Below are 19,215 nucleotides of genomic sequence, written 5' to 3'. Positions count from 1 at the left end.
TGTAGAGGTTCCGGCCTTGAAGTCCAACCGCCCGCTGATAACATTTATCGCAATGCACGCCGATATCGTCGACCTACGTCAGTTCTATCATTCCGACCTCGGGCGTTTTGCCGAGCAGTCGATCGCCATGGCGCTAGCCTCGCTCTGGGTGCGCCTGCCGCAGGAGCGTCTGGTCGGTCTCGGTTATGCCGTGCCCTTCCTCGATCGGTTCCAGGCCGATACCGAGCGCACCTTTGCCTTCATGCCGGCCGGGCAGGGCGCGGTGAACTGGCCGATGGGCTCGCTGTCGTCGACGACGCTGATTTTCGATGAGGAACTGCCGCTGCCCGATTCCTCGATCGACCGGGTGTTGATGGTGCATTCGCTGGAATTTGCGGAAAGCCCGCGCGAGACGCTGAAGGAACTCTGGCGGGTGCTGGCACCGGGCGGACGGCTGGTCATCGTCGTGCCGAACCGGCGCGGCGTCTGGGCCCGCATGGAGCATACGCCCTTCGGTTCGGGCCGGCCCTATTCGCGCGGTCAGTTGACGCATCTGCTGCGCGAGACGAATTTCACGCCGGGCGCGACGGCCGAAGCGCTGTTCTTTCCGCCCTCGAAGCTCAGGACCATCCTGCGGCTTCGCCGCGCCTTCGAGCGGATCGGCCGGACGCTGTGGCCGGCTTTTTCGGGCGTGATCATCGTCGAGGCGCAGAAGCGGCTCTATCAGGGACTGCCGGTAGCGGCACGCGCCTCCCGCCGCGTCTTCGTGCCGGTTCTCGCACCCCACGGCGTGCCGACGACGCGCAACCGGTAAGCCCGTTCCCGGCTCTCGACAAGAACCGCATTCCGCTTTAATGCCACTGGGTCATTTTCCGGAAAATCCAAGGTCGACCCATGAGCGTTGAGATCAGCAAGCCCGTTCCGCGTCCCGGTATTCTCGATATCGCATCCTATGTTCCGGGCAAAGAACATGCGCCGGGTGTTGCCCGCGTTTACAAGCTCTCTTCCAACGAAACGCCGCTCGGCGCCAGCCCGAAAGCGATCGAGGCGGTCAAGACCGCTGCCGATAATCTGGGACGTTATCCCGACGGGCAGGCGATCGAACTGCGCGAGGCGATCGCCGCCGTGCATGGCCTCAATCCGGCAAACATCCTCTGCGGCAATGGTTCGGACGAACTGCTCGGCCTGCTCTGCCATGTCTATCTCGGCGCCGGCGACGAGGGCATCATCACCGAGCACGGATTCCTGGTCTACAAGATCCAGATCATGGGCGCGGGCGCCACGCCTGTCGTCGTGAAGGAAAAGGACTATACCGTCGATGTCGACGCGATCCTTGCCGCTGTGACGGAAAGGACGAAGATCGTCTTCATCGCCAATCCCGGCAATCCCACCGGCACCTATGTTCCGGTGAGCGAAATCCGCCGCCTGCAGGCGGGCCTGCCGAAACACGTCGTCCTCGTGCTCGATGCGGCTTACGCCGAATATGTGCGCCGCAACGACTACGAAGCCGGCATCGAGGTCGTGTCTTCCAGCTCCAACGTGGTGATGACCCGCACCTTTTCGAAGGCCTACGGTCTGGCGGCGTTGCGCGTCGGTTGGATGTATGCGCCGGCCGAGGTCGTCGATGCGGTGAACCGCGTCCGTGCGCCGTTCAACATGAATGCGGCGGCGATCGCTGCCGGTGCCGCGGCCATCCGCGACCAGGCTTTCGTCCAGCAGGCCGTCTCCTACAACCAGATGTGGGTGGAAACGCTAACGGCGGCGCTGGAAGCGATCGGGCTTAAAGTCACGCCTTCGGTCGCCAATTTCGTCCTCATCCATTTCCCTGAGATGGACGGCAAGCGTGCCGCCGATGCGGACGAACTTCTGACTAGCCGCGGTTACATTCTGCGCGCGGTGCGCAGCTACGGCTTTTCCAATGCGCTGCGGATGAGCATCGGTCCCGAAGAGGCCAATCGCGGCGTCATTGCAGCACTCCGCGAATTCATGGGACGTAAGGCATGAGCGTGCTGTTTGACCGGATCGCGCTGATCGGCATCGGCTTGATCGGCTCTTCGCTCGCCCACGACGTTCGCCGGCTCGGGCTGACGAAGCAGATCGTCGTTGCCACACGCAGCGCCGATACGCTGAAGCGTGCGGAGGAGCTTGGCCTCGGCGATCGCTATACGACCTCTTCGGCAGAGGCCGTCAAGGATGCCGACCTCATCATCGTTTCGGTGCCGGTCGGCGCTTCGGAAAGTGTGGCGAAGGAAATCGCTGGCAACCTGAAGTCAGGGGCGATCGTCACCGATGTCGGCTCGACCAAAGCGTCGGTCATCGCGCAGATGCAGCCGCATATGCCTGACAATGTGCATTTCATCCCTGGCCATCCGCTGGCTGGCACGGAAAAATCCGGCCCCGATGCCGGCTTCCCCGGCCTTTTCGAAGGCCGCTGGTGCATCTTCACGCCGGTCGCGGGCACCGACGAGACGGCGCTGAAGCGGCTGCGCGGCTTTTGGGAGGCGCTCGGCTCAAAGGTCGACGAGATGGATGCGGAACACCACGACAAGGTGCTCGCGATCGTTTCGCACCTGCCGCATATCATCGCCTATAATATCGTCGGAACGGCCGACGATCTGGAGACGGTGACGGAATCGGAAGTCATCAAATATTCGGCTTCAGGTTTTCGCGATTTCACCCGCCTCGCCGCCTCCGACCCGACCATGTGGCGCGACGTCTGCCTGCACAATCGCGATGCGATCCTCGAAATGCTGGCGCGGTTCTCTGAAGATCTCGCCTATCTGCAGCGGGCGATCCGTTGGGGTGAAGGCGATAAGATTTTCGAGCTCTTCACCCGTACGCGCGCCATCCGCCGCTCGATCGTCCAGGCCGGTCAGGACGTCGACGCGCCGGATTTCGGCCGCCCTCACCTGCTGGACAAGAAGTAGCCGAGCGATGGTGGAGGTGGCGAGCGCCAGCCAGACGGATATCGCTTGGCTTGTGCGCGAAGATGCCAACCTCGGTCAGCCATGGATATCGCGATGTGTGGCGCTCGGCGAATATCTCGTCGCCCGGGAGGACGGCGAGATGGTCGGTTTCCTGCGGTTCTCACGCTTCTGGGGCAGAGTTCCCTATATGGAAATGATCCGCGTCCTTCCCGGTCATCGCCGGTCGGGTGTCGGGACGACGCTGTTTCTCGCCTGGGAAGCGGCGATGCGCGGCGAAGGCGCCCGCCTGCTGATGACCTCGAGCGAATGCGACGAGAGCCGGCCGCAGGACTGGCATCGCCGCAACGGATTTATCGAAACCGGCGCAATCGAGCTGCCCGGTCTGCAATCGGTGCCCGAGGTTTTTTTCATCAAGCACATAGCCTGAGAAACGGGCTGGTCAGATCGGCGGTATCCGGCCGAGCGGGATGAAGCCGCTGACGGTGGCGTTGCCATGATCGACAATGAGATCTACCGACACCTTATCCTTGCCGCCGGCAAGTGATTTCAAGAGCTTGGTCGCCGTGTTGACGGTCGAGGCGATGTCGGGGAAGGTCTGCTTCAGGCTCTCGCCCCATGGTTCGAGCCGTTCGATCTCCAACTTGAATTTTCCCGACAGTAAACCCTGTTCGTCGAAGGAGAAGGGACCGGTCAGCGTCATGACCTTGCCGTCGCCGATGTCGGCAACGATGCGGCGCAGCTCGCCGGCAGAACCGTTGAGGCCATTCGGGTCGCTGCCGTCGATCAGGCCGGCCTTGCCGGCAACGGTCACATCGATGCTGGCGGAGAGTTTCGGGAAGACCTGGGGCCAGTCGGTGATTGCCGTATTCGCATCCTTTACGGAGATCGCGCCGTCGAGATCGGCGCCGTTCTGGCGCAGATGAATTTCCGTACGGGCGGCATCGAAGCTCACCGTCTGGCCGGTGAAGGAAGAGACCGCCGTCGCCTTCAGCCCCTCGATGAGGATCGAGCTGCGGTCGATGCCCTTCAGTCTGGTCGCCAGGCTCGACTGCAGGTTCGCCCACTGAGCTGAGATCGAAAGGCCGTTGCTGGTGCGGATCTCGGCCGGCGAATCGAGTTCCCAGACGATATGGCCGGGCGCATAAACCTGGGCTGCCGAGCGCAGGGCGCCGAAGGTGGCGGAGACGCCGTTGACACTGTCGTCGACATCGACCTTGGAGCAGAACAGGCCGATGCGGAAGGGATAGCCGCGGAATTCGATATCGGAGCATTCGCCGCTGACGCCCGCTTGATCGCGCGGCGCGATCGCTTTCAGCACCGTGGTCTTCAGCGCCGATGCTGCATAGAACCAGCCGCCGGTATAAAGCGTGATCGCCAGGAGAATACCTCCGCCCAGCAACCAGAATTTCTTGCCGCTGCTGGATTGACCGCTGCCGGATCGGCTTGACGCTGCCATGATGTTCTCCAATGGTGAATCGCAAAGTGATTCCGGTCTGGCGTGCGATATGGACGAATTTTGGGTGTTTGGCTACGGCTCGCTGATGTGGAATCCGGGCTTCGAGTTCCTTGAACGGGCAGAAGCCCTGGTGCATGGTTACAGGCGTTCGCTCTGTGTCCGTTCCTTCGTTCATCGCGGCACACGCGACAATCCGGGCCTCGTTCTCGGCCTCGACAGGGGCGGCGCCTGCCGCGGCATGGCTTTCCGTATTTCGCCGGACAGATGGGATGAGGTGATCGAGTATCTCCGCGCCCGCGAACTTGTCACCAATGTCTATCTGGAGCGCCGGGTTCGGCTGCAGTTTGCCGGCGGTCGGCGGATGGAGGCGGTGACTTACGTCGCCGATCGTGACCACGAGCAATATGCCGGTACGCTCGATACGCTCGCGGCAGCACGGGTAGTGAACGAGGCCAGGGGCCAGTCCGGTCCGAATGATGCCTATGTCTTTAACACGCTTGCGCACCTGAGACAGATGGGCATTCGCGACCCGTGGCTGGAGCAGGTCGGCAACGAGGTGGAGCGGCTGCGGGCCGGCTGATCAGGCCGTTGCCGCCTTCATTTTGCGCAGCTCTGTCAGCCTGGCGATCGCTGTCGGCGGCAACGGCAGATGCGGATTGCGTTCGATGGTGTCGAGCAAGAGCTCGTCGCTTGCTCGTTCGGTCACCTCGATCAGGTGCGCGAAGAAGGTGTCGGGATCCATTCCCGGCATGATCGGCGGCAGGATCCGTACCTTGAAATGGCCGGGATAACGGCGGATGCTCCGCCGCGGCCAGAAGAGGCCGGGATGCATCGCGACCGGCACGACGGGAATGCCAAGATCGCGGTACATGCGGGCGATGCCGTATTTATAGACCGGTTCCGCGCCCGGTGGGCGGCGGGTGCCCTCGGGATAGATGATGAGCTGGCGGCCAGTCGAAAGCTCTTCCCTCGTGCGTTTCAGCACATCCACCATCACCTTGCCGCGGGCGCCGCGATCGACCGGGATCATGCGCTGCTTTTTCGCATACCAGCCGAAGAGCGGAATCCACATGAGCTCGCGCTTCAGGATGTAGACCGGGTCCTTGAGTCTGGGCAGCAGCGCGTAGGTGTCCCAGAAGGACTGGTGCTTCGGCGCCAGGATATAGCTGCCGTCAGGCAGGTTCTCCAGCCCCTCGATCTCAAAGGTCGTTCCGACGATCACGCGCATCAGCCAGTGATTGGAGCGCGCCCAGTTCTTCGGGATTTCATAGGCGGTTAGCCGCGGCACCACGAAATAATAGGGCGAGAGCACGATCATCCGGATGATGAGGTTGGCGTAGAAGATCGTGTTGAAGAGGACGGAACGCAGCGCGATCATGAAATTTTCCCGAGGCATGCTCACGCGACCGGCCTACACGATATTGCCCGTCATAAAAAGCATTTGATGGTGCCCCAGAACAGGATTCAGATTTTGAGCCGGACCTACAATCTGAATCCTGTTCTGGATTAAAGAGTTAGAACATGACGTCGTCCGAAAACCGCTCACACTTTTCGGCATCATGCTCAAGCAAAACCTCAGTCCGCGGCGGACACGCTGGCCGAGCGTAGCCCGGTGTGGCGGCCGAAGCCGGTGATGTTGCGGGCGCCGGCCAGCAGCACCTTCAGATATTCGGCCAGCATGACGCGCATCGCGTTCGGATCGGTGAACCAGTTGCGGGTCTTCAGATCTGAGTTGACGACGGGATAGGGGATGAACTCGATGTCGGGATCGACATAGGAAAGTTCGGCGAGGCTGCGCGGCATATGATAATTGTTGGTGACGACGAGCACGCTTCTGTATCCCTTGGCATGGATCCAGTTGGAGGTTTCCTCGGCATTGCCGATCGTGTCTATCGCGTCATGACCGATATCGACGCAGCAGGAGAAGAGATCGGCCGAGCCCTGTGTCATCTTGCGGATCTGAGCCGGCGTCGTCGTCGGGTGGACGCCGGAGATCAGGAGCCGCTTGCCGGCACCCTTCTGCAGCAGTTCCACGGCCTGGTCGATGCGCTGGTAGCCCCCTGTCAGCACGACGATCGCGTCCGCCTTCGGCTCGACCGGGGGCTTAAGCGTCGTCACGGAATCGGCAAAGCGCAGGAAGCCGCCGAACACCAGGGCGATCGCCAGAACGCAACCAAAGCCGGCCCAGCGCAGCAGGCGGCGAATCGGCCCGCGTCGCGGCGGCAGGCCCGCCGGGCGATCAAGCTCTGGATCCTGCCGAATCGGGTTGGGTGTCGTATGGCCCATGGTCATGAATCGTGATTATACGCTGATTACGGCGTGGAACAGACGCTACAATGACAAAACGACACGGTCACGATCAACTTGCGATGCCGTCGGTGCGCGTCGGGTCCGAGCGCAATGTATCGATTTCATAGATCGTCCGCATGACGGTCAACCGCGCCGTGACGGTCGTCAGCAGCGCGATGACGATCATGGTCGCGAAGATGCCGGCATAACCGAGTACGCCGACCGAAAAAGTGCCGAACAGCGCGGTTGCCTGATCCGTTTCCGGCGTCGCCAGGGTGCGGCTTTGCCAGAAGCCGGCCGTAGCGAAGAAGAGAGCGGCAAGCGCGCTGCCGATCGCCGAGCCCTTGAGGCTGATCTTGAGGAAATGCTTCTGGAATTCGGTGGCGACGAAAGAGCTTTCGGCGCCGACGAAATGCAGCACTTCGACGATGTGTCGATTGCCCGACAGCGCGCCGCGCGTGGCAAAGACGACGGTGAGCACCATGGCCGAAAAGACCAGGAGCAGAACGCCGGTGCCGATCAGCACCGTCGTGTGCGCCATGGACACCAGCCGGTCGACCCAGGTGCGATGATCGTCGAGGCTCGCCTGCGGGATGCTGTCCTTCAGGAGGCCGCGCATCGCCTCGAAATCCGGCGGGTTGCTCTCGTCGATGGTGATGACGACGAGGCGGGGGACGGGCAGATCCTTGAGGTCGAGGCCGGGGCCAAGCCAGGGTTCGAGCAGACGGGCGGTGGCCGCCTCGTCGACGATCTGGCCGCTTTTGGTGCCGACGAAGGTGAGCGCCAGGTCGCGCGCCTGCGTCAGCGCCTTTTCCATGTCGAGATTGTCGTCCGGCTTGATCTGGATGGTGATCTCGCGGGAGATCTGACTCTCCCAACTCGCCGCCGTCGAACGCACCATGCTGACGCCGCCGAGCGTCAGGCAGGCGAGAAAGGCCATGATCGATATCACCACCATCAGGGCATTGCCCTGGATGTTGGAGGGCGGCAGGATCGGCGCGGTCGGGCGCACGCGCATTTCCGGCCGCTTCTGCTGGGCCTGGGCCGGCGCCTTGTCTCGGTTTTTGGACGGGGGCTCAGTCATAGAGATCGAGATGCCCCTCCGAGAGGATCATGCGGCGGGCTTCCACCTGTTCCATCAACGCCAGGTCATGGGTGGCGATTACCACCGCCGTGCCGAGCCGGTTGAGCTCGAGGAAAAGATTGAGCAGGCGCCTGGCCATCGGCGGGTCGACATTGCCCGTGGGTTCGTCGGCCAGCAGGACTTCCGGCCGGTCCATCAGCGCCCGGGCGATGGCGGCGCGCTGTTTCTCGCCGCCGGAGAGCACCGGCGGCAGCACGTTGATGCGTTCGCCAAGGCCGACCCATTTCAACAGTTCCAGAACGTCTGTCTTGTAGGAACTCTCCTCCTTGCCGCGCACCCGTAAGGGCAAAGCAACATTCTCATAGGTGGTGAGATGATCGAGCAGGCGAAAATCCTGGAAGACGATGCCGACGCGCCGGCGCAGCAGCGGCAGCTCCGGGCGGGGGATTTCGGAAATATCGCGCCCGAACATGCGGATCAGGCCGCGCGTCGGCTGCAGCGACATGAAGAGCAGCCGCAGCAGCGATGTCTTGCCCGCGCCCGACGGGCCCGTCAGGAACTGAAAGGATTTCTTCGGAATGTCGAAGGTCAGGTCCCGGAGGATTTCCGGGCCCATGCCGTAGCGCAAACCGACATTCTCGAAGTGGATCAACGGGCAGCCCAGTCTGTTGTGGGTTTCACGGTGCGACTTGTTAACCAACACCGTTAACAGCCGGTAAATTTTGCCGGAAAGACGCCCGTTTGATGGCGACCTTTGCGAAGCATTAACCATTAAAATTTACGACTGAGCAGGATTCGTTTCAATGCCAAGATTACCGCTGGCAGCGAAACCATGTGGACATCTGCGAGGCAGTCACCATGGAAGCATCCTTCTTCAGCCGCCGGACACCGGGCCAGGCCTATGATTTCCTGCCGCCTGAACCCGCAAGCCGCCAGTACCGCAATCCGCGTCCTGCCGATATTGCCGACGCCGAATTCGTCACGCTCGGTAAGGCGCGGCCGCGGGAATTCACCGCGAGGACCCATAACGACAACCGCAAGCGGGCAGGCGCCGCACAGCCGCCGCTTCTGCCGGCGATGGCCGCTTCTCTTCTGCGGGAGGCGGAAACCTGGCTGCAGCGCGCGTCGATCCGTAGTTTCGCCCTACTGGTGCTGGCGCTTGCCGTGCTCGTCTTCGGCCTTGCGGGTGGCTTCTCCGGCCTGTCGGGCGGTCGAGCTTATTCCGGAGCGCCGCTGCATTTCACCCATGTGACGGTGACGCCGCGTGACGCGAACGGAATGCGCGTGCTCGTCATCAACGGCATCATCGAAAACGACAGCGGCACGACGCAGACGCTGCAGCCGATTCGCGCCGATCTCGTGACTGACGAGCGGCTGACCGCGAGCATCGTCATCAACCCACCTGTTGATGTCATCTATGGCGGCCAGAGCCGAGGCTTTTCGGCGCGCGTCCAGCATGCCGGCGGAAAATTGCCAGAGGTCCGGCTTTCGTTCCTGCCATAGAAGCAACACGGGCACGCCACGGCCAATTCCTGCCGTAGGTCGTGCCAATTTCTAGCCGGCGAGGCTGTTTCAGGCGCGCATATGTGCTAACGGCTTACCCTTCTTTTCATGGAGCAAGTCTTATGCCTGTCGTGCGCGGAAAAAATATCGAGCCGCTCTTCACCGCCGAACAGATTGCCGAACGCAATCGTGCCATGGCGCGGGAGATCGCCAACGGTCCGACCAAGGATCTGCTCGTCATCGCCGTGCTCAAAGGCTCCTTCATCTTCGCCGCTGACCTGATCCGCGCCCTGCACGACACCGGGCTTGCCCCGGAGGTCGAGTTCATCACGTTGTCGAGCTATGGAAGCGGCACGGTCTCCCAGGGCGTGCGCATCGTCAAGGATATCGACAGCGATGTGCATGGCCGCGACGTCCTGTTGATCGACGATATTCTCGAATCCGGCCGGACGCTGCTTTTTGCCAAGGAACTGCTGTTCGAGCGTGGCGCACGCAACGTCACGATCGCCGTGCTGCTCGACAAGCGCGTCAAGCGCAAGGAAAAGCTGGAGGCCGATTACGTCGGCTTCGAATGCCCTGACTATTTCGTCGTTGGCTACGGCATGGATGTCGCGTATGCCTTTCGTGAACTGCCCTTCGTCGGCGTGGTGACCGGCGACGCCTGAATGATCGGGAGTATTGCAGCGCCTTCGCACGTCTGAAAGAGGCGCCGCGCTGCGCTGCCGCTCGAGACGGGTTGTTAACCATCCCGCCCATCGCTTCGCCATCTTTACCGATCGAAAAGGAAAGTCTGGTGATTTCCGTCGCGGGGCTGAAGACGGAGCAATGCACATATGGCAAGAATTCTGATTACGGAAGACGAGGACTCCCTGCGGTCTTTCGTAGCCCGGGCGCTCAGGCTCGACGGTCACGAGACGGATGAAGCGGCCGATGGCGCCGAGGGGCTGGAGAAGCTCAAGGATGGGGCCTACGACCTGCTGCTTTCTGATATCCGCATGCCTGTGATGGATGGCATCGAGCTCGCCCACCAGGCCAAGGATGCCTTTCCTGCTTTGAAGATCCTGCTGATGACCGGCTATGCCGAGCAGCGCGAACGAGCCGACGATCTTGCCGAAAAGATCATCGACGTCGTCGCCAAACCATTCGCGCTTCCCGATATCCGCAAGGCGATTGCGCGGGCGCTGGTCGCCTAACGCTTGTTCGGAATTTCACGCATAACCCCGAAAATCGATTGCGATTTTCGGGGTTATGCGCTTGAGCGCCTATTGGATATCCAGTAGCCGTTCGAGATATCGCCGTTCCATTTCCTGCGGCGGATTGTTGCCGAGCTTTTCGCGGATCGCATCGAGGATTTCCCGCGCCCGCTGAACGTCGATTTCGTCAGGCACCTTCACGCCGTCGTCCTCGATATATCTCTCGCTCATGCGCGGCCGGCCGAGCGGATCGCGGCCGTTCTGCTCGCCCTGGCCGACCTGGCCGTTCGGGCCTTGCCCCTGCTGGCCCTGCTGCGCCTGCATCATCTGGTTCATCATGTCACGGGCGCCCTGGCGAAGCGCTTCCAGCGCGCGACCCTGGTTTTCGATGGCAGGTTGGCCGCGGCCCTGGCCGAGTTCGCGGCCGGCGCCTTCCATCTCGCGTTGCGCCTGGCCGAAGCCGGGGCCGGGCTTCATGCCCATCTCGCCCAGCTTTTTCTGCAATTCACCCAGCTGCTTGCCGAGCCCATCCTGCTGGGCGCGCAGCTGTTTTAGCGCCTCGCGCAGTTGTTCGGCCGTCATCTGGTCGGAGGGCTGCTGGCCTTCATTGCCTTGCTGGCCCTGTTGCTGCTGCGGCTCGCCGTTTTCGCCGGGGGCCATCTCGTCGAGCAGCGGATCGTTTTCGCCCATATCGGGTTCGCCGCGCTGCATGCGGTCCTTGAGCTGCTGATCGAGTCGGAAGGTCTGTTCCATCAGCTTCTGTTGGTCGCGCAGGATTTGGCCAAGCTTGTCGATCTGCTTGCGGGCCTCACTGTTCTCCTGGCTCTGCTGGCCGCGCTGCGGCCGGCCGGCCTGTAGATTGTTCATCATGCGCTGCAATTCCGACAGCATCTGCTGGGCCGCGTCGCGGTTGCCGGAGCGGGCGAGATTTTCGATCTGGTCCATCATCCGTTCCAGGTCCTGCTGGCGCAGGATGTTCTGGGCATTCTGGTTCGGCTGCATAGGCGCATTCTGCATGCGCTCGGCAAGCTCGCTCAGATAGTCCTGCATCGCCTTGCGCAGTTCGTCCATAAGCTTCTTGATCTCTTCATCCGGCGCGTTGCGGTTCAATGCATCCGCAAGATTCTGCTGGGCCTGGCGCAGCTTGCGCTCAGCAAGGGAAAGATCGCCGTCCTCCATGCCGAGCGCGATTTCCCAGAGATATTGGGCCGTATCCTTCAGCGCCTCCTCGCTCTTTGCGAGCTTCATGCGCGCCAAGGCGGATTCCAGCAACAGGTAGTTGGTGAGGTTGGGGATGGTCTCCTCGGGACGGATGGTCAGCGCTTCGTTCAGCGCGATCGCTTGCGGCATCTTGCGGGTGTCGAGGGCGAAAACCTGCCGTTCCTCGGCGACGGCTGCGGCAAGCGGCTCATTGAAGGGCCGCGACGGCAGCGTCATCTCATGCGGCGGGCTGCGGCCGGTCTGGCCAGCTCCGTCCTTGGCAACAAGCGTCACGCGCACGCGTTTGCCGGCGAGCGGATGTTCGGTCAGGTTCCGACTGGTCACACCCTTGGCGTCACGGGCGTTGCGGCGGGGGATATCCAGCCTGTACTCCGGCAACGGGTAAAGAGGCGTTGCTTTCGGATCGGTTTCGAGCGGTACGATCTCCGCATGAGCCTCTTGGACGCCGTAGTCGTCCTTGACGGTGAAACCAATTTCAAGCGCGCCGTTGACGCTGCGCTTCGGCAAGCCGTCAAAGGCAATTTCCGGCGCCTTGTCGGGAAGGATGTCGAAGCTCCAGCGGCGGCCGTTGACTTCGAGCGTGCCGTTCTCCTCGAGCTTCATCACATGCGTCTGCGCGATGGCGGCCTGGCCGGCCGGTGCGGCATCCGGCTGGTTGCCGGCCGTCGCAGCTGTCTGGCCCGGGCTTGCGTCCGCCTGCGCGGCGATCTCCAGCGTCTGACCGTTCGCTTTGCGGAACACGACCTTTTCGGCCGTCTTTCCACCGCTGACGCGCACGGTAAGAGCGGAAAACTTCGGAATGTCGATCGGCGCCTGTTCACTGCCGTCGGCGGTAAGGTAGACGGGCGCGCGGCCGGTATAGGAAGGCGGCGTCACCCAAGCGTCGATGCGCACCGCCGGGTCGACCGTCACCTGTTCGGGTGCTGCCTGCAATGCGTCACTGACTGAACCGCCATTGATCGACAGCGAGTAAGCAAAGGCCGTGACGACAAGCAGCGCCGGAATGGCGCGAAGGGCGAAACGGTCATGCCCGGCAATGTCAGGCCTCGGCATGCCGGCGTCGAGCGCTGCGATCTTTTCGGCCATGCGCAGCTGGTGCTCGCGCCAAAGCGCCAGGGCGAAGGGCGCATCGAAGGCCGGTTCGTCTTCCTGGACGGTGACCGGCTGGTGCGGCAAGCCGTTGCGCTCTTCCAACATGCGGTCGGCTTCGGCAATCCTCGGCCAGCGCAGATTGCGGAAGGGAAGGAGCGCTACGAGCAAAGCGAGAGCGAAAGCGATCAGCAGAAGGATGCGCAACCAGTCTGGCACGCTGCGGAAGACGCCGAACCAGGAGGCGGAAAGATAAAGCGCGGCGACCGACAGGACCGGCAACAGAGGCGGCAGCAGCTGCTCGCAAAAAAGCACGATGCGCGCCAGCAGACGTTTCGTCGTTACCAGCCGGGCGAGGGCAGGGCGGAGCGCAAATGCACCTTTCTTCTGCCTGAAGGGGCTTGTCATCGGTCCGGTCTCCGCGATCTCACGTGGAACAGAGGGCGCTTCCGGCGATTGCGGGGCAATACGCTCATGGCTGGCAAGGATAACACTCTTTGTGGCGAAGGCGAGGGCGAGCCGCCGGCAATACCGGCTTTTCACGTTTATTCGCCAAAAAGTGATGGTCTACCTGAAGCGCGTCGCGATTTTTCAGGTCGCTTCCGGCGCTTTGGGTCTTTGTTTTGCGCACGCGGTGATCGTAAAACCGCCGCACACGTTACGTGACATGCTTTAGTCGAGCCAGGCGGGAACGGAGTCGAGGCTGATCAGCTCGGCATAGGTTCTACGCGGTCGTATCGCATGGAAATCGCTGCCCTTGACCAGAACTTCGGGGACGAGCAGGCGGCTGTTATAGGTGCCGGCCTGGACCGCGCCATAAGCGCCGGCAGTGCTTACGGCCAGCAGATCACCGGGTTTCGGCATTGCCATTTCGCGGTCGAGCGCCAGATAGTCGCCGGTCTCGCAGACGGGGCCGACGACGTCGGCGCGGATGCGCGGCGCATTAGCCGCCGAAATCGTCACCGGGCGGATTTCGTGATAGGCCTCGTAGAGCGTCGGGCGAATGAGATCATTCATCGCGCCGTCGACGATGACGAAGGTCTTCTCGCCGCCGTCCTTCACATAAAGCACCTCGGTCACCAGAATACCGGCATTGCCGACGATCAGGCGGCCGGGCTCGGTGATAACCTTGCAGTCCAGATCGCGCAGCTGGTTCTTGACAATCGCTGCGTAGGCATCCGGCAGCGGCGGCGGATTGTTGTCGTCCTTATAGGGGACGCCCAGGCCGCCGCCGATATCGACATGATCGATCGTGTGGCCGTCGGAGCGGAGCGTCGCGACAAGGTCGCGCAGCAGCTTGAATGCGTCGTCGAAAGGTTGCAGCTCGGTGATCTGACTGCCGATATGCATGTCGATGCCGGTGACCTCGATGCCGGGCAGCTTGGCGGCATGGGCGTAGATCGCGCGGGCGCGCTCCCAGGAGATGCCGAACTTGTTTTCCTTCTTGCCGGTCGAGATCTTCGAATGCGTCTTGGCGTCGACATCCGGGTTGATGCGGAAAGAGACGGGGGCCTTCTTTCCGGCGCTGACGGCGCGCTGGTTGAGGATTTCGAGCTCGGGTTCGGACTCGACGTTGAAGCAGTAGATGCCGGCCTCGAGAGCGAAATCCATCTCGGATGGGGTCTTGCCGACCCCTGAAAACATGATGCGACTTGCCGGAATGTCGGCCGCGAGCGCGCGACGCAATTCCCCTTCCGAGACGACGTCGATGCCTGCGCCGAGGCGGCCCAGCGTCTTCAGCACTGCCTGGTTCGAATTCGCCTTCATCGCGTAGCAGACCATCGAGTCCATATCGGCGAAGGCTTCGGAGAAGACCCGGTAATGGCGTTCCAGGGTGGCGGTGGAATAGACGTAGAACGGCGTGCCGACCGCCTTGGCGATCTCGGGAACGGGAACGTTCTCGGCGTGAAGGATGCCGTCGCGGTGCTCGAAATGGTTCACGGGCTTATGCCTTAAAGAAGAGGATCAAGAAGGAAGGGCTTGTCAACGGTTCCCGGCTGTTTCGTCGGCTTGGAAACGTCGCCTTCTTTCGTTGCCGCAGCACTCGGCGGGTCGAGATCGCCCTTACGCCCGCATCCGGCAACGGCAAGGCCGATGACGGCGATGACTGCCGTCAAGCGAATGAGGTGCGGCAAGCTCTTCTGCATGGATATCCTCTTGGACGAGATATGACAGACATCGTTCCTTCCGAACGACGCACATCTTCATAGCGAAGTTTCTCCGCCTTGTGCACCCTGATTGTTGCACGGTCATCCCGTGCGGGGGAAGGGCGAAGCGGCGTTTCGCTTCGCCTTTCTTTCAGTTGCGGGCGCGCCAGAAGGCGATCTGCTTGCGCACTTCGGAGGGGGCCGTGCCGCCGAAGCTCTTGCGGCTGGCGACCGAGGCTTCGACCGTCAGAACGTCATAGACCGTGTCGGTGATTGCGGAATGGATCGCCTGTAGGTCGACGAGCGGCAGCTCGGCCAGGTCGCAGCCCTTGCTTTCGGCCAGCGCGACGGCGCGGCCGGTGACGTGATGGGCATCGCGGAAGGGCAGGCCGGCTTCGCGCACCAGCCAGTCGGCAAGATCGGTCGCCGTCGAGAAGCCGGAGCCGGCCGCCGCCTTCATGCGCGCGGTGTTGACGGTCATGTCGCGCACCATGCCGGTCATGGCGGCGATGGCCAGCTCCAGGCTCTCGGCTGCGTCGAAGACCTGTTCCTTGTCCTCCTGCATGTCCTTGGAATAGGCGAGCGGTAGGCCCTTCATGATCGTCAGCAGCGCGATCAGCGAGCCGTTGATGCGGCCGGTCTTGGCGCGCACCAGTTCGGCCGCATCCGGGTTCTTCTTCTGCGGCATGATCGAGGAACCGGTCGAGAAAGCGTCGGAGAGGCGCACGAAGCCGAACTGCGGCGTCGACCAGATGACGATCTCTTCGGCCAGGCGCGACAGATGCATGCCCGTGATCGCGGCGATCGCCAGGAACTCGATGGCGAAATCGCGGTCCGAGACCGTGTCGATGGAATTGCGGGTGGGCTCGCGGAAACCGAGCGCCTTGGCCGTCATGTGGCGGTCGATGGGATAACCGGTGCCGGCAAGGGCGGCAGCACCGATCGGGCTTTCGTCCAGATGTTCGATGGCATGACGCACGCGCGAGCGGTCACGGCCGAACATTTCGACATAGGCCATGCAGTGATGACCGAAGGTGACGGGCTGGGCGGTCTGCAAATGGGTGAAGCCCGGCATGACGCTTTCGGCATGTTCCTCGGCGCGATCGAGGAAGGCAGCAATCAGGCCGGTCAGCATCTTCTCGGTCTTCTCGAGCTCTTCTTTCACCCAGAGGCGGAAGTCGAGCGCCACCTGGTCGTTGCGCGAGCGGGCGGTATGCAGCCGGCCGGCAGCCGGTCCGATCAGCGTCGCCAGGCGCGCCTCGATATTCATGTGGATGTCTTCGAGCCGGCGCGAGAATTCGAAATTGCCGCTTTCGATTTCTGACAGGATCGTGTTTAGCCCGTGAACGATCTTGTCCTTATCCTCGGCCGAAATGATCCCCTGATGGGCGAGCATTGTCGCGTGGGCGATGGAACCGCGGATGTCCTGCGCGAATAGCTTCTTGTCGAAACCGATCGAGGCATTTATCTCCTCCATGATCGCGTCCGGGCCGGAGGCGAAGCGCCCACCCCACATCTGGTTGGAGGATTTGGTGTCCGTGTTGCTCTCGGCCATGGATGCCCGTCCTGGAGAATGAAATGACGACAAAAAAACCCTTCGGTCTGCCGTCCGTAAAACTGATCGCAATCGCCGCCGTTGCAGGCGTTATTGCCGGTGCGGCAGCGGTATACGTGAAGGAGACGGGGATTGGCAATGGCATCGGCGATACGGCTTCGGCCGAATGCCCGCTGGCGCGGGAGCGCGCCGCCACTTTGGCGCCGCTGATGAAGGGGCAGGTTGCCGCGATGGTCGCCGCCAGCGAGCCGCGCAAGCTGACCGCGGTGTCCTTCAACGGCCCCGACGGCAAGCCGCTGACGCTCGACCATTTCGCCGGCAAGACCGTGCTGCTCAATCTCTGGGCCACGTGGTGCGTGCCCTGCCGCGAAGAGATGCCGGCGCTGAACGCACTGGAAAAGCAAATGGGCGGCGACAAATTCCAGGTCGTGCCGGTTAATATCGATACCGGTGATGACGAAAAGCCGAAGACTTTCCTGGCCGAGACGGGCGTCGATGCGCTGCAGCTTTATCGCGACAATACGATCGGCGTCTTCAATAGCCTGAAGAAGGAAGGTCTCGCCTTCGGCCTGCCGGTGACGCTGCTGCTCGACGACAAGGGCTGCCTGATCTCCGCCATGAACGGACCCGCCGCCTGGGACAGCGAGGACGCCAAGACTTTGATCAAGGGTGCGATCGGATCGTGAGGATAGCGGTCAGGAGTCGCCATTTCCTCTGATCAGGAAAACGCCGGCAATTCCGATAAGGACGCAGCATTGCAGCAGGAACATCGGTGTTTCGGTCGACATGGCGTTTCCCCCCATTCGCGGCAAGGAAAGCATTTCGCGGGCGTCCGGTCCATTCGCCCTTTTTGGTGATGCCCCGCTTACCGCGTCGGGACAGGCACTTCGCCGCGATAGTCATAAAAGCCGCGGCCGGATTTGCGTCCGAGCCAGCCGGCTTCGACATATTTCACCAGCAACGGGCAGGGGCGATATTTCGAGTCCGCCAAGCCGTCATGCAGCACCTGCATGATCGACAGGCAGGTGTCGAGGCCGATGAAATCGGCAAGCTGCAGCGGCCCCATCGGATGGTTGGCGCCGAGCTTCATCGCCGTATCGATGGCGTCGACCGTGCCGACACCTTCATAGAGCGTGTAGATCGCTTCGTTGATCATCGGCAGCAGGATGCGGTTGACGATGAAGGCAGGGAAGTCCTCGGCGACGGTAATGGTCTTTTCCAGCGTGCCGACGAATTCCTTGGCGGCGGAGAAGGTCTTCTCATCGGTGGCGATGCCGCGCACCAGTTCGACCAGCTTCATGACCGGCACCGGGTTCATGAAATGAATGCCCATGAAGCGTTCGGGGCGGTCGGTGGCGGCGGCAAGCCGGGTAATCGAAAGCGAGGAGGTGTTGGTGGCCAGCAGCGCTTCCGGCTTCATCACCGGACAAACCTGACTATAAATCTTGCGCTTGACGCTTTCGTCCTCGGTGGCCGCCTCGATGACGAGATCGGACGGGGCGAGGTCGTTGACATCGGCGGAGCCTGATATGCGCGACAAGGTGGATTTACGTTCCTCATCCGTCATCTTGCCGTTCGTCACCAGGCGGGCAAGATTGCCGTTGATGGTGGCAAGGCCGGATTCGATGCGGTCCTGCGAGAGATCGTAGATGTGGACCCTGTACCCTGCGGCGGCCGAAACATGCGCGATGCCGCAGCCCATCTGGCCGGCACCGATGATCCCAATATTCTTCAACACCGCACTCATCTCCAAACCCCCGCTCGGCAGTCGCCCCCGCGTTGCCGCATTATTTTAGCATTACTGCCGGACGAAAGATCGCCCGGCAGCAGATAAAAGACAATTTTCCAGTCATTCGCAAGTGCGAAAGAAAAAAGCACTTTCTCTCGTTAGAGCGCCTTCTGTAATTCCGGCAGGGCGTCGAAGAGATCGGCGACGAGGCCGTAGTCGGCGACTTGGAAGATCGGCGCCTCCTCGTCCTTGTTGATGGCGACGATCACCTTACTGTCCTTCATGCCGGCCAGATGCTGGATGGCGCCGGAGATGCCGGCGGCGATATAGAGATCGGGCGCCACCACCTTGCCGGTCTGGCCGACCTGCCAGTCGTTCGGGGCATAACCGGCATCGACGGCGGCGCGGCTGGCGCCGACGGCAGCCCCGAGCTTGTCGGCAACCGGCAAGATGACCTCCTTGAACTTCTCGGCCGAGCCGAGCGCCCGGCCGCCGGAGATGATGATCTTGGCCGAGGTCAGTTCCGGACGGTCGGAGGCCGACAGCGCATCGGCGACGAAGTGCGACAGACCCGGATCGGAGATCGCTGCGATCGTCTCGACCGTTGCCGAACCACCTTCGGCGGCGGAAGCAAACGAGGCGGTGCGCACGGTGACGACCTTCTTGGCATCGCTTGCCTGCACCGTCTGGATGGCATTGCCGGCATAGATCGGCCGCTTGAAGGTATCGGGGCTGACGACTTCGATGATCTCCGAGACCTGGGCGACATCAAGCAGGGCAGCGACGCGCGGCAGCACCGTCTTGCCGACCGAGGTGGCGGCAGACAGGATCGTGTCGTAGGAACCGGCGAGCGAGACGATCAGATCGGCCAGCGGTTCGGCGAGATTGTTGGCAAGCGCGTCGCTCTCAGCGAGCAGCACTTTCGAGACGCCGGAGAGCTTGGCGGCCTGATCGGCGACCGCCTTGGCGGCCTTGCCGGCGACCAGCACATGAATATCGCCGCCGATCTGGGAAGCTGCCGTCAGCGCCTTGGCGGTCTGGTC

At 62.2% G+C, this 19,215-nt stretch carries 21 protein-coding genes; 10 read left to right on the top strand and 11 right to left on the bottom strand.

Annotated elements, in window-relative coordinates:
- Nucleotides 1-16: 16 nt before the first annotated feature.
- The 4 genes from GGI60_RS17305 (at nt 17) to GGI60_RS17290 (ending at nt 3,333) form a co-directional block, all read left to right on the top strand.
- Nucleotides 17-793, top strand: a complete 777-nt coding sequence (locus GGI60_RS17305; RefSeq protein WP_183917154.1) for a class I SAM-dependent methyltransferase — start codon at nt 17-19, stop codon at nt 791-793.
- A gap of 80 nt (nt 794-873) precedes the next feature.
- Nucleotides 874-1,983 carry a histidinol-phosphate transaminase gene (gene hisC, locus GGI60_RS17300; RefSeq protein ID WP_183917152.1) on the top strand — a complete coding sequence of 370 codons (1,110 nt, stop codon included), beginning with the start codon at nt 874-876 and terminating at the stop codon, nt 1,981-1,983.
- A complete protein-coding gene (locus tag GGI60_RS17295; protein ID WP_183917150.1) occupies nt 1,980-2,906 on the top strand; it encodes a prephenate/arogenate dehydrogenase family protein in 927 nt (308 codons plus the stop codon). The genes hisC and GGI60_RS17295 overlap by 4 nt, the downstream gene beginning before the upstream one ends.
- Before the next feature lie 7 nt (nt 2,907-2,913).
- A complete protein-coding gene (locus GGI60_RS17290; protein WP_183917148.1) occupies nt 2,914-3,333 on the top strand; it encodes a GNAT family N-acetyltransferase in 420 nt (139 codons plus the stop codon).
- 12 nt (nt 3,334-3,345) lie between these two features.
- Here the strand turns inward: GGI60_RS17290 and GGI60_RS17285 are convergent, their stop codons facing one another.
- Complete coding sequence (locus GGI60_RS17285) at nt 3,346-4,362, bottom strand: DUF2125 domain-containing protein (protein WP_183917146.1); 1,017 nt, start codon at nt 4,360-4,362, stop codon at nt 3,346-3,348.
- Between the two features lie 49 nt (nt 4,363-4,411).
- Here GGI60_RS17285 and GGI60_RS17280 point away from each other — a divergent pair, with 49 nt between their 5' ends.
- Entirely contained in the window at nt 4,412-4,942 is a 531-nt protein-coding gene (locus GGI60_RS17280) for a gamma-glutamylcyclotransferase (protein WP_183917144.1), read from the top strand.
- Here GGI60_RS17280 and GGI60_RS17275 read toward each other — a convergent pair whose 3' ends face one another.
- From GGI60_RS17275 to ftsE, 4 genes are all read right to left on the bottom strand, one after another.
- Complete coding sequence (locus GGI60_RS17275) at nt 4,943-5,740, bottom strand: 1-acyl-sn-glycerol-3-phosphate acyltransferase (RefSeq protein ID WP_183917143.1); 798 nt, start codon at nt 5,738-5,740, stop codon at nt 4,943-4,945.
- A 197-nt stretch (nt 5,741-5,937) separates the two neighbouring features.
- Complete coding sequence (locus tag GGI60_RS17270; protein ID WP_183917140.1) at nt 5,938-6,654, bottom strand: YdcF family protein; 717 nt, start codon at nt 6,652-6,654, stop codon at nt 5,938-5,940.
- Nucleotides 6,655-6,721: 67 nt separating this feature from the next.
- Nucleotides 6,722-7,735, bottom strand: coding sequence for a cell division protein FtsX (locus GGI60_RS17265; RefSeq protein ID WP_064686330.1), 1,014 nt, complete (start codon nt 7,733-7,735; stop codon nt 6,722-6,724).
- Entirely contained in the window at nt 7,728-8,387 is a 660-nt protein-coding gene (gene ftsE, locus GGI60_RS17260; RefSeq protein ID WP_183917138.1) for a cell division ATP-binding protein FtsE, read from the bottom strand. Before ftsE ends, GGI60_RS17265 begins: the two co-directional genes overlap by 8 nt.
- Nucleotides 8,388-8,593: 206 nt before the next feature.
- Here ftsE and GGI60_RS17255 point away from each other — a divergent pair, with 206 nt between their 5' ends.
- The 3 genes from GGI60_RS17255 to GGI60_RS17245 all read left to right on the top strand — a co-directional run bounded on the left by GGI60_RS17255 (nt 8,594) and on the right by GGI60_RS17245 (nt 10,431).
- The gene (locus GGI60_RS17255; RefSeq protein WP_183917136.1) at nt 8,594-9,238 is read left to right on the top strand and encodes a hypothetical protein; all 645 of its coding nucleotides are present in this window, start codon (nt 8,594-8,596) and stop codon (nt 9,236-9,238) included.
- A gap of 122 nt (nt 9,239-9,360) precedes the next feature.
- Nucleotides 9,361-9,903 (top strand): hypoxanthine phosphoribosyltransferase, encoded by a 543-nt coding sequence (hpt, locus tag GGI60_RS17250; protein ID WP_183917134.1) that lies wholly within the window; start codon nt 9,361-9,363, stop codon nt 9,901-9,903.
- A 168-nt stretch (nt 9,904-10,071) separates the two neighbouring features.
- Nucleotides 10,072-10,431 (top strand): response regulator, encoded by a 360-nt coding sequence (locus GGI60_RS17245; protein ID WP_183917132.1) that lies wholly within the window; start codon nt 10,072-10,074, stop codon nt 10,429-10,431.
- A 69-nt stretch (nt 10,432-10,500) separates the two neighbouring features.
- On the opposite strand, the gene GGI60_RS17240 is transcribed toward GGI60_RS17245, so the two are convergent.
- Complete coding sequence (locus GGI60_RS17240; protein WP_183917130.1) at nt 10,501-13,149, bottom strand: TIGR02302 family protein; 2,649 nt, start codon at nt 13,147-13,149, stop codon at nt 10,501-10,503.
- Between the two features lie 91 nt (nt 13,150-13,240).
- On the opposite strand from GGI60_RS17240, the gene GGI60_RS17235 reads away from it, so the two are divergent.
- Nucleotides 13,241-13,417: a hypothetical protein gene (locus GGI60_RS17235; RefSeq protein WP_183917128.1), complete on the top strand. Its 177-nt coding sequence runs from the start codon at nt 13,241-13,243 to the stop codon at nt 13,415-13,417.
- Here GGI60_RS17235 and lysA read toward each other — a convergent pair.
- The 3 genes from lysA to argH all read right to left on the bottom strand — a co-directional run bounded on the left by lysA (nt 13,414) and on the right by argH (nt 16,443).
- Nucleotides 13,414-14,682, bottom strand: a complete 1,269-nt coding sequence (lysA, locus tag GGI60_RS17230; protein ID WP_183917126.1) for a diaminopimelate decarboxylase — start codon at nt 14,680-14,682, stop codon at nt 13,414-13,416. The genes GGI60_RS17235 and lysA overlap by 4 nt on opposite strands.
- Nucleotides 14,683-14,693: 11 nt before the next feature.
- Nucleotides 14,694-14,888, bottom strand: coding sequence for an LPS translocon maturation chaperone LptM (gene lptM / locus GGI60_RS17225; protein WP_004671378.1), 195 nt, complete (start codon nt 14,886-14,888; stop codon nt 14,694-14,696).
- Between the two features lie 151 nt (nt 14,889-15,039).
- Nucleotides 15,040-16,443 (bottom strand): argininosuccinate lyase, encoded by a 1,404-nt coding sequence (argH, locus tag GGI60_RS17220; protein ID WP_183917124.1) that lies wholly within the window; start codon nt 16,441-16,443, stop codon nt 15,040-15,042.
- Between the two features lie 23 nt (nt 16,444-16,466).
- Between argH and tlpA the strand changes: the two genes are divergently transcribed.
- On the top strand, nt 16,467-17,129 hold the full coding sequence (gene tlpA / locus GGI60_RS17215; RefSeq protein ID WP_183917122.1) for a thiol:disulfide interchange protein TlpA: 663 nt from the start codon (nt 16,467-16,469) through the stop codon (nt 17,127-17,129).
- A 179-nt stretch (nt 17,130-17,308) separates the two neighbouring features.
- Here tlpA and GGI60_RS17210 read toward each other — a convergent pair whose 3' ends face one another.
- Together GGI60_RS17210 and GGI60_RS17205 are read right to left on the bottom strand one after the other, a co-directional pair.
- The gene (locus GGI60_RS17210; protein ID WP_004671370.1) at nt 17,309-18,190 is read right to left on the bottom strand and encodes a 3-hydroxybutyryl-CoA dehydrogenase; all 882 of its coding nucleotides are present in this window, start codon (nt 18,188-18,190) and stop codon (nt 17,309-17,311) included.
- 140 nt (nt 18,191-18,330) lie between these two features.
- Nucleotides 18,331-19,215, bottom strand: an 885-nt coding sequence (locus GGI60_RS17205; RefSeq protein WP_183934841.1) for an electron transfer flavoprotein subunit alpha/FixB family protein, incomplete at its 5' end; no start/stop codon positions are given.

The organism is Rhizobium lentis (assembly GCF_014200175.1).
In the GTDB taxonomy this organism is placed as follows: domain Bacteria; phylum Pseudomonadota; class Alphaproteobacteria; order Rhizobiales; family Rhizobiaceae; genus Rhizobium; species Rhizobium mulingense.
The sequence above is the reverse complement of the archived record's forward strand: the minus strand, read 5'-3'. Positions and strand labels throughout refer to the sequence as shown.

Excerpts from the sequence above, each read along its gene's own strand:
- GGI60_RS17275 (WP_183917143.1), bottom strand. The coding sequence starts at position 5,740 with ATGATCGCGCTGCGTTCCGTCCTCTTCAACACGATCTTCTACGCCAAC.
- GGI60_RS17245 (WP_183917132.1), top strand. The coding sequence starts at position 10,072 with ATGGCAAGAATTCTGATTACGGAAGACGAGGACTCCCTGCGGTCTTTC.
- hisC (WP_183917152.1), top strand. The coding sequence starts at position 874 with ATGAGCGTTGAGATCAGCAAGCCCGTTCCGCGTCCCGGTATTCTCGAT.
- GGI60_RS17210 (WP_004671370.1), bottom strand. The coding sequence starts at position 18,190 with ATGAGTGCGGTGTTGAAGAATATTGGGATCATCGGTGCCGGCCAGATG.
- GGI60_RS17255 (WP_183917136.1), top strand. The coding sequence starts at position 8,594 with ATGGAAGCATCCTTCTTCAGCCGCCGGACACCGGGCCAGGCCTATGAT.
- GGI60_RS17280 (WP_183917144.1), top strand. The coding sequence starts at position 4,412 with ATGGACGAATTTTGGGTGTTTGGCTACGGCTCGCTGATGTGGAATCCG.
- argH (WP_183917124.1), bottom strand. The coding sequence starts at position 16,443 with ATGGCCGAGAGCAACACGGACACCAAATCCTCCAACCAGATGTGGGGT.
- GGI60_RS17240 (WP_183917130.1), bottom strand. The coding sequence starts at position 13,149 with ATGACAAGCCCCTTCAGGCAGAAGAAAGGTGCATTTGCGCTCCGCCCT.
- GGI60_RS17290 (WP_183917148.1), top strand. The coding sequence starts at position 2,914 with ATGGTGGAGGTGGCGAGCGCCAGCCAGACGGATATCGCTTGGCTTGTG.
- GGI60_RS17285 (WP_183917146.1), bottom strand. The coding sequence starts at position 4,362 with ATGGCAGCGTCAAGCCGATCCGGCAGCGGTCAATCCAGCAGCGGCAAG.
- GGI60_RS17265 (WP_064686330.1), bottom strand. The coding sequence starts at position 7,735 with ATGACTGAGCCCCCGTCCAAAAACCGAGACAAGGCGCCGGCCCAGGCC.
- lptM (WP_004671378.1), bottom strand. The coding sequence starts at position 14,888 with ATGCAGAAGAGCTTGCCGCACCTCATTCGCTTGACGGCAGTCATCGCC.
- hpt (WP_183917134.1), top strand. The coding sequence starts at position 9,361 with ATGCCTGTCGTGCGCGGAAAAAATATCGAGCCGCTCTTCACCGCCGAA.
- tlpA (WP_183917122.1), top strand. The coding sequence starts at position 16,467 with ATGACGACAAAAAAACCCTTCGGTCTGCCGTCCGTAAAACTGATCGCA.
- GGI60_RS17270 (WP_183917140.1), bottom strand. The coding sequence starts at position 6,654 with ATGACCATGGGCCATACGACACCCAACCCGATTCGGCAGGATCCAGAG.
- GGI60_RS17295 (WP_183917150.1), top strand. The coding sequence starts at position 1,980 with ATGAGCGTGCTGTTTGACCGGATCGCGCTGATCGGCATCGGCTTGATC.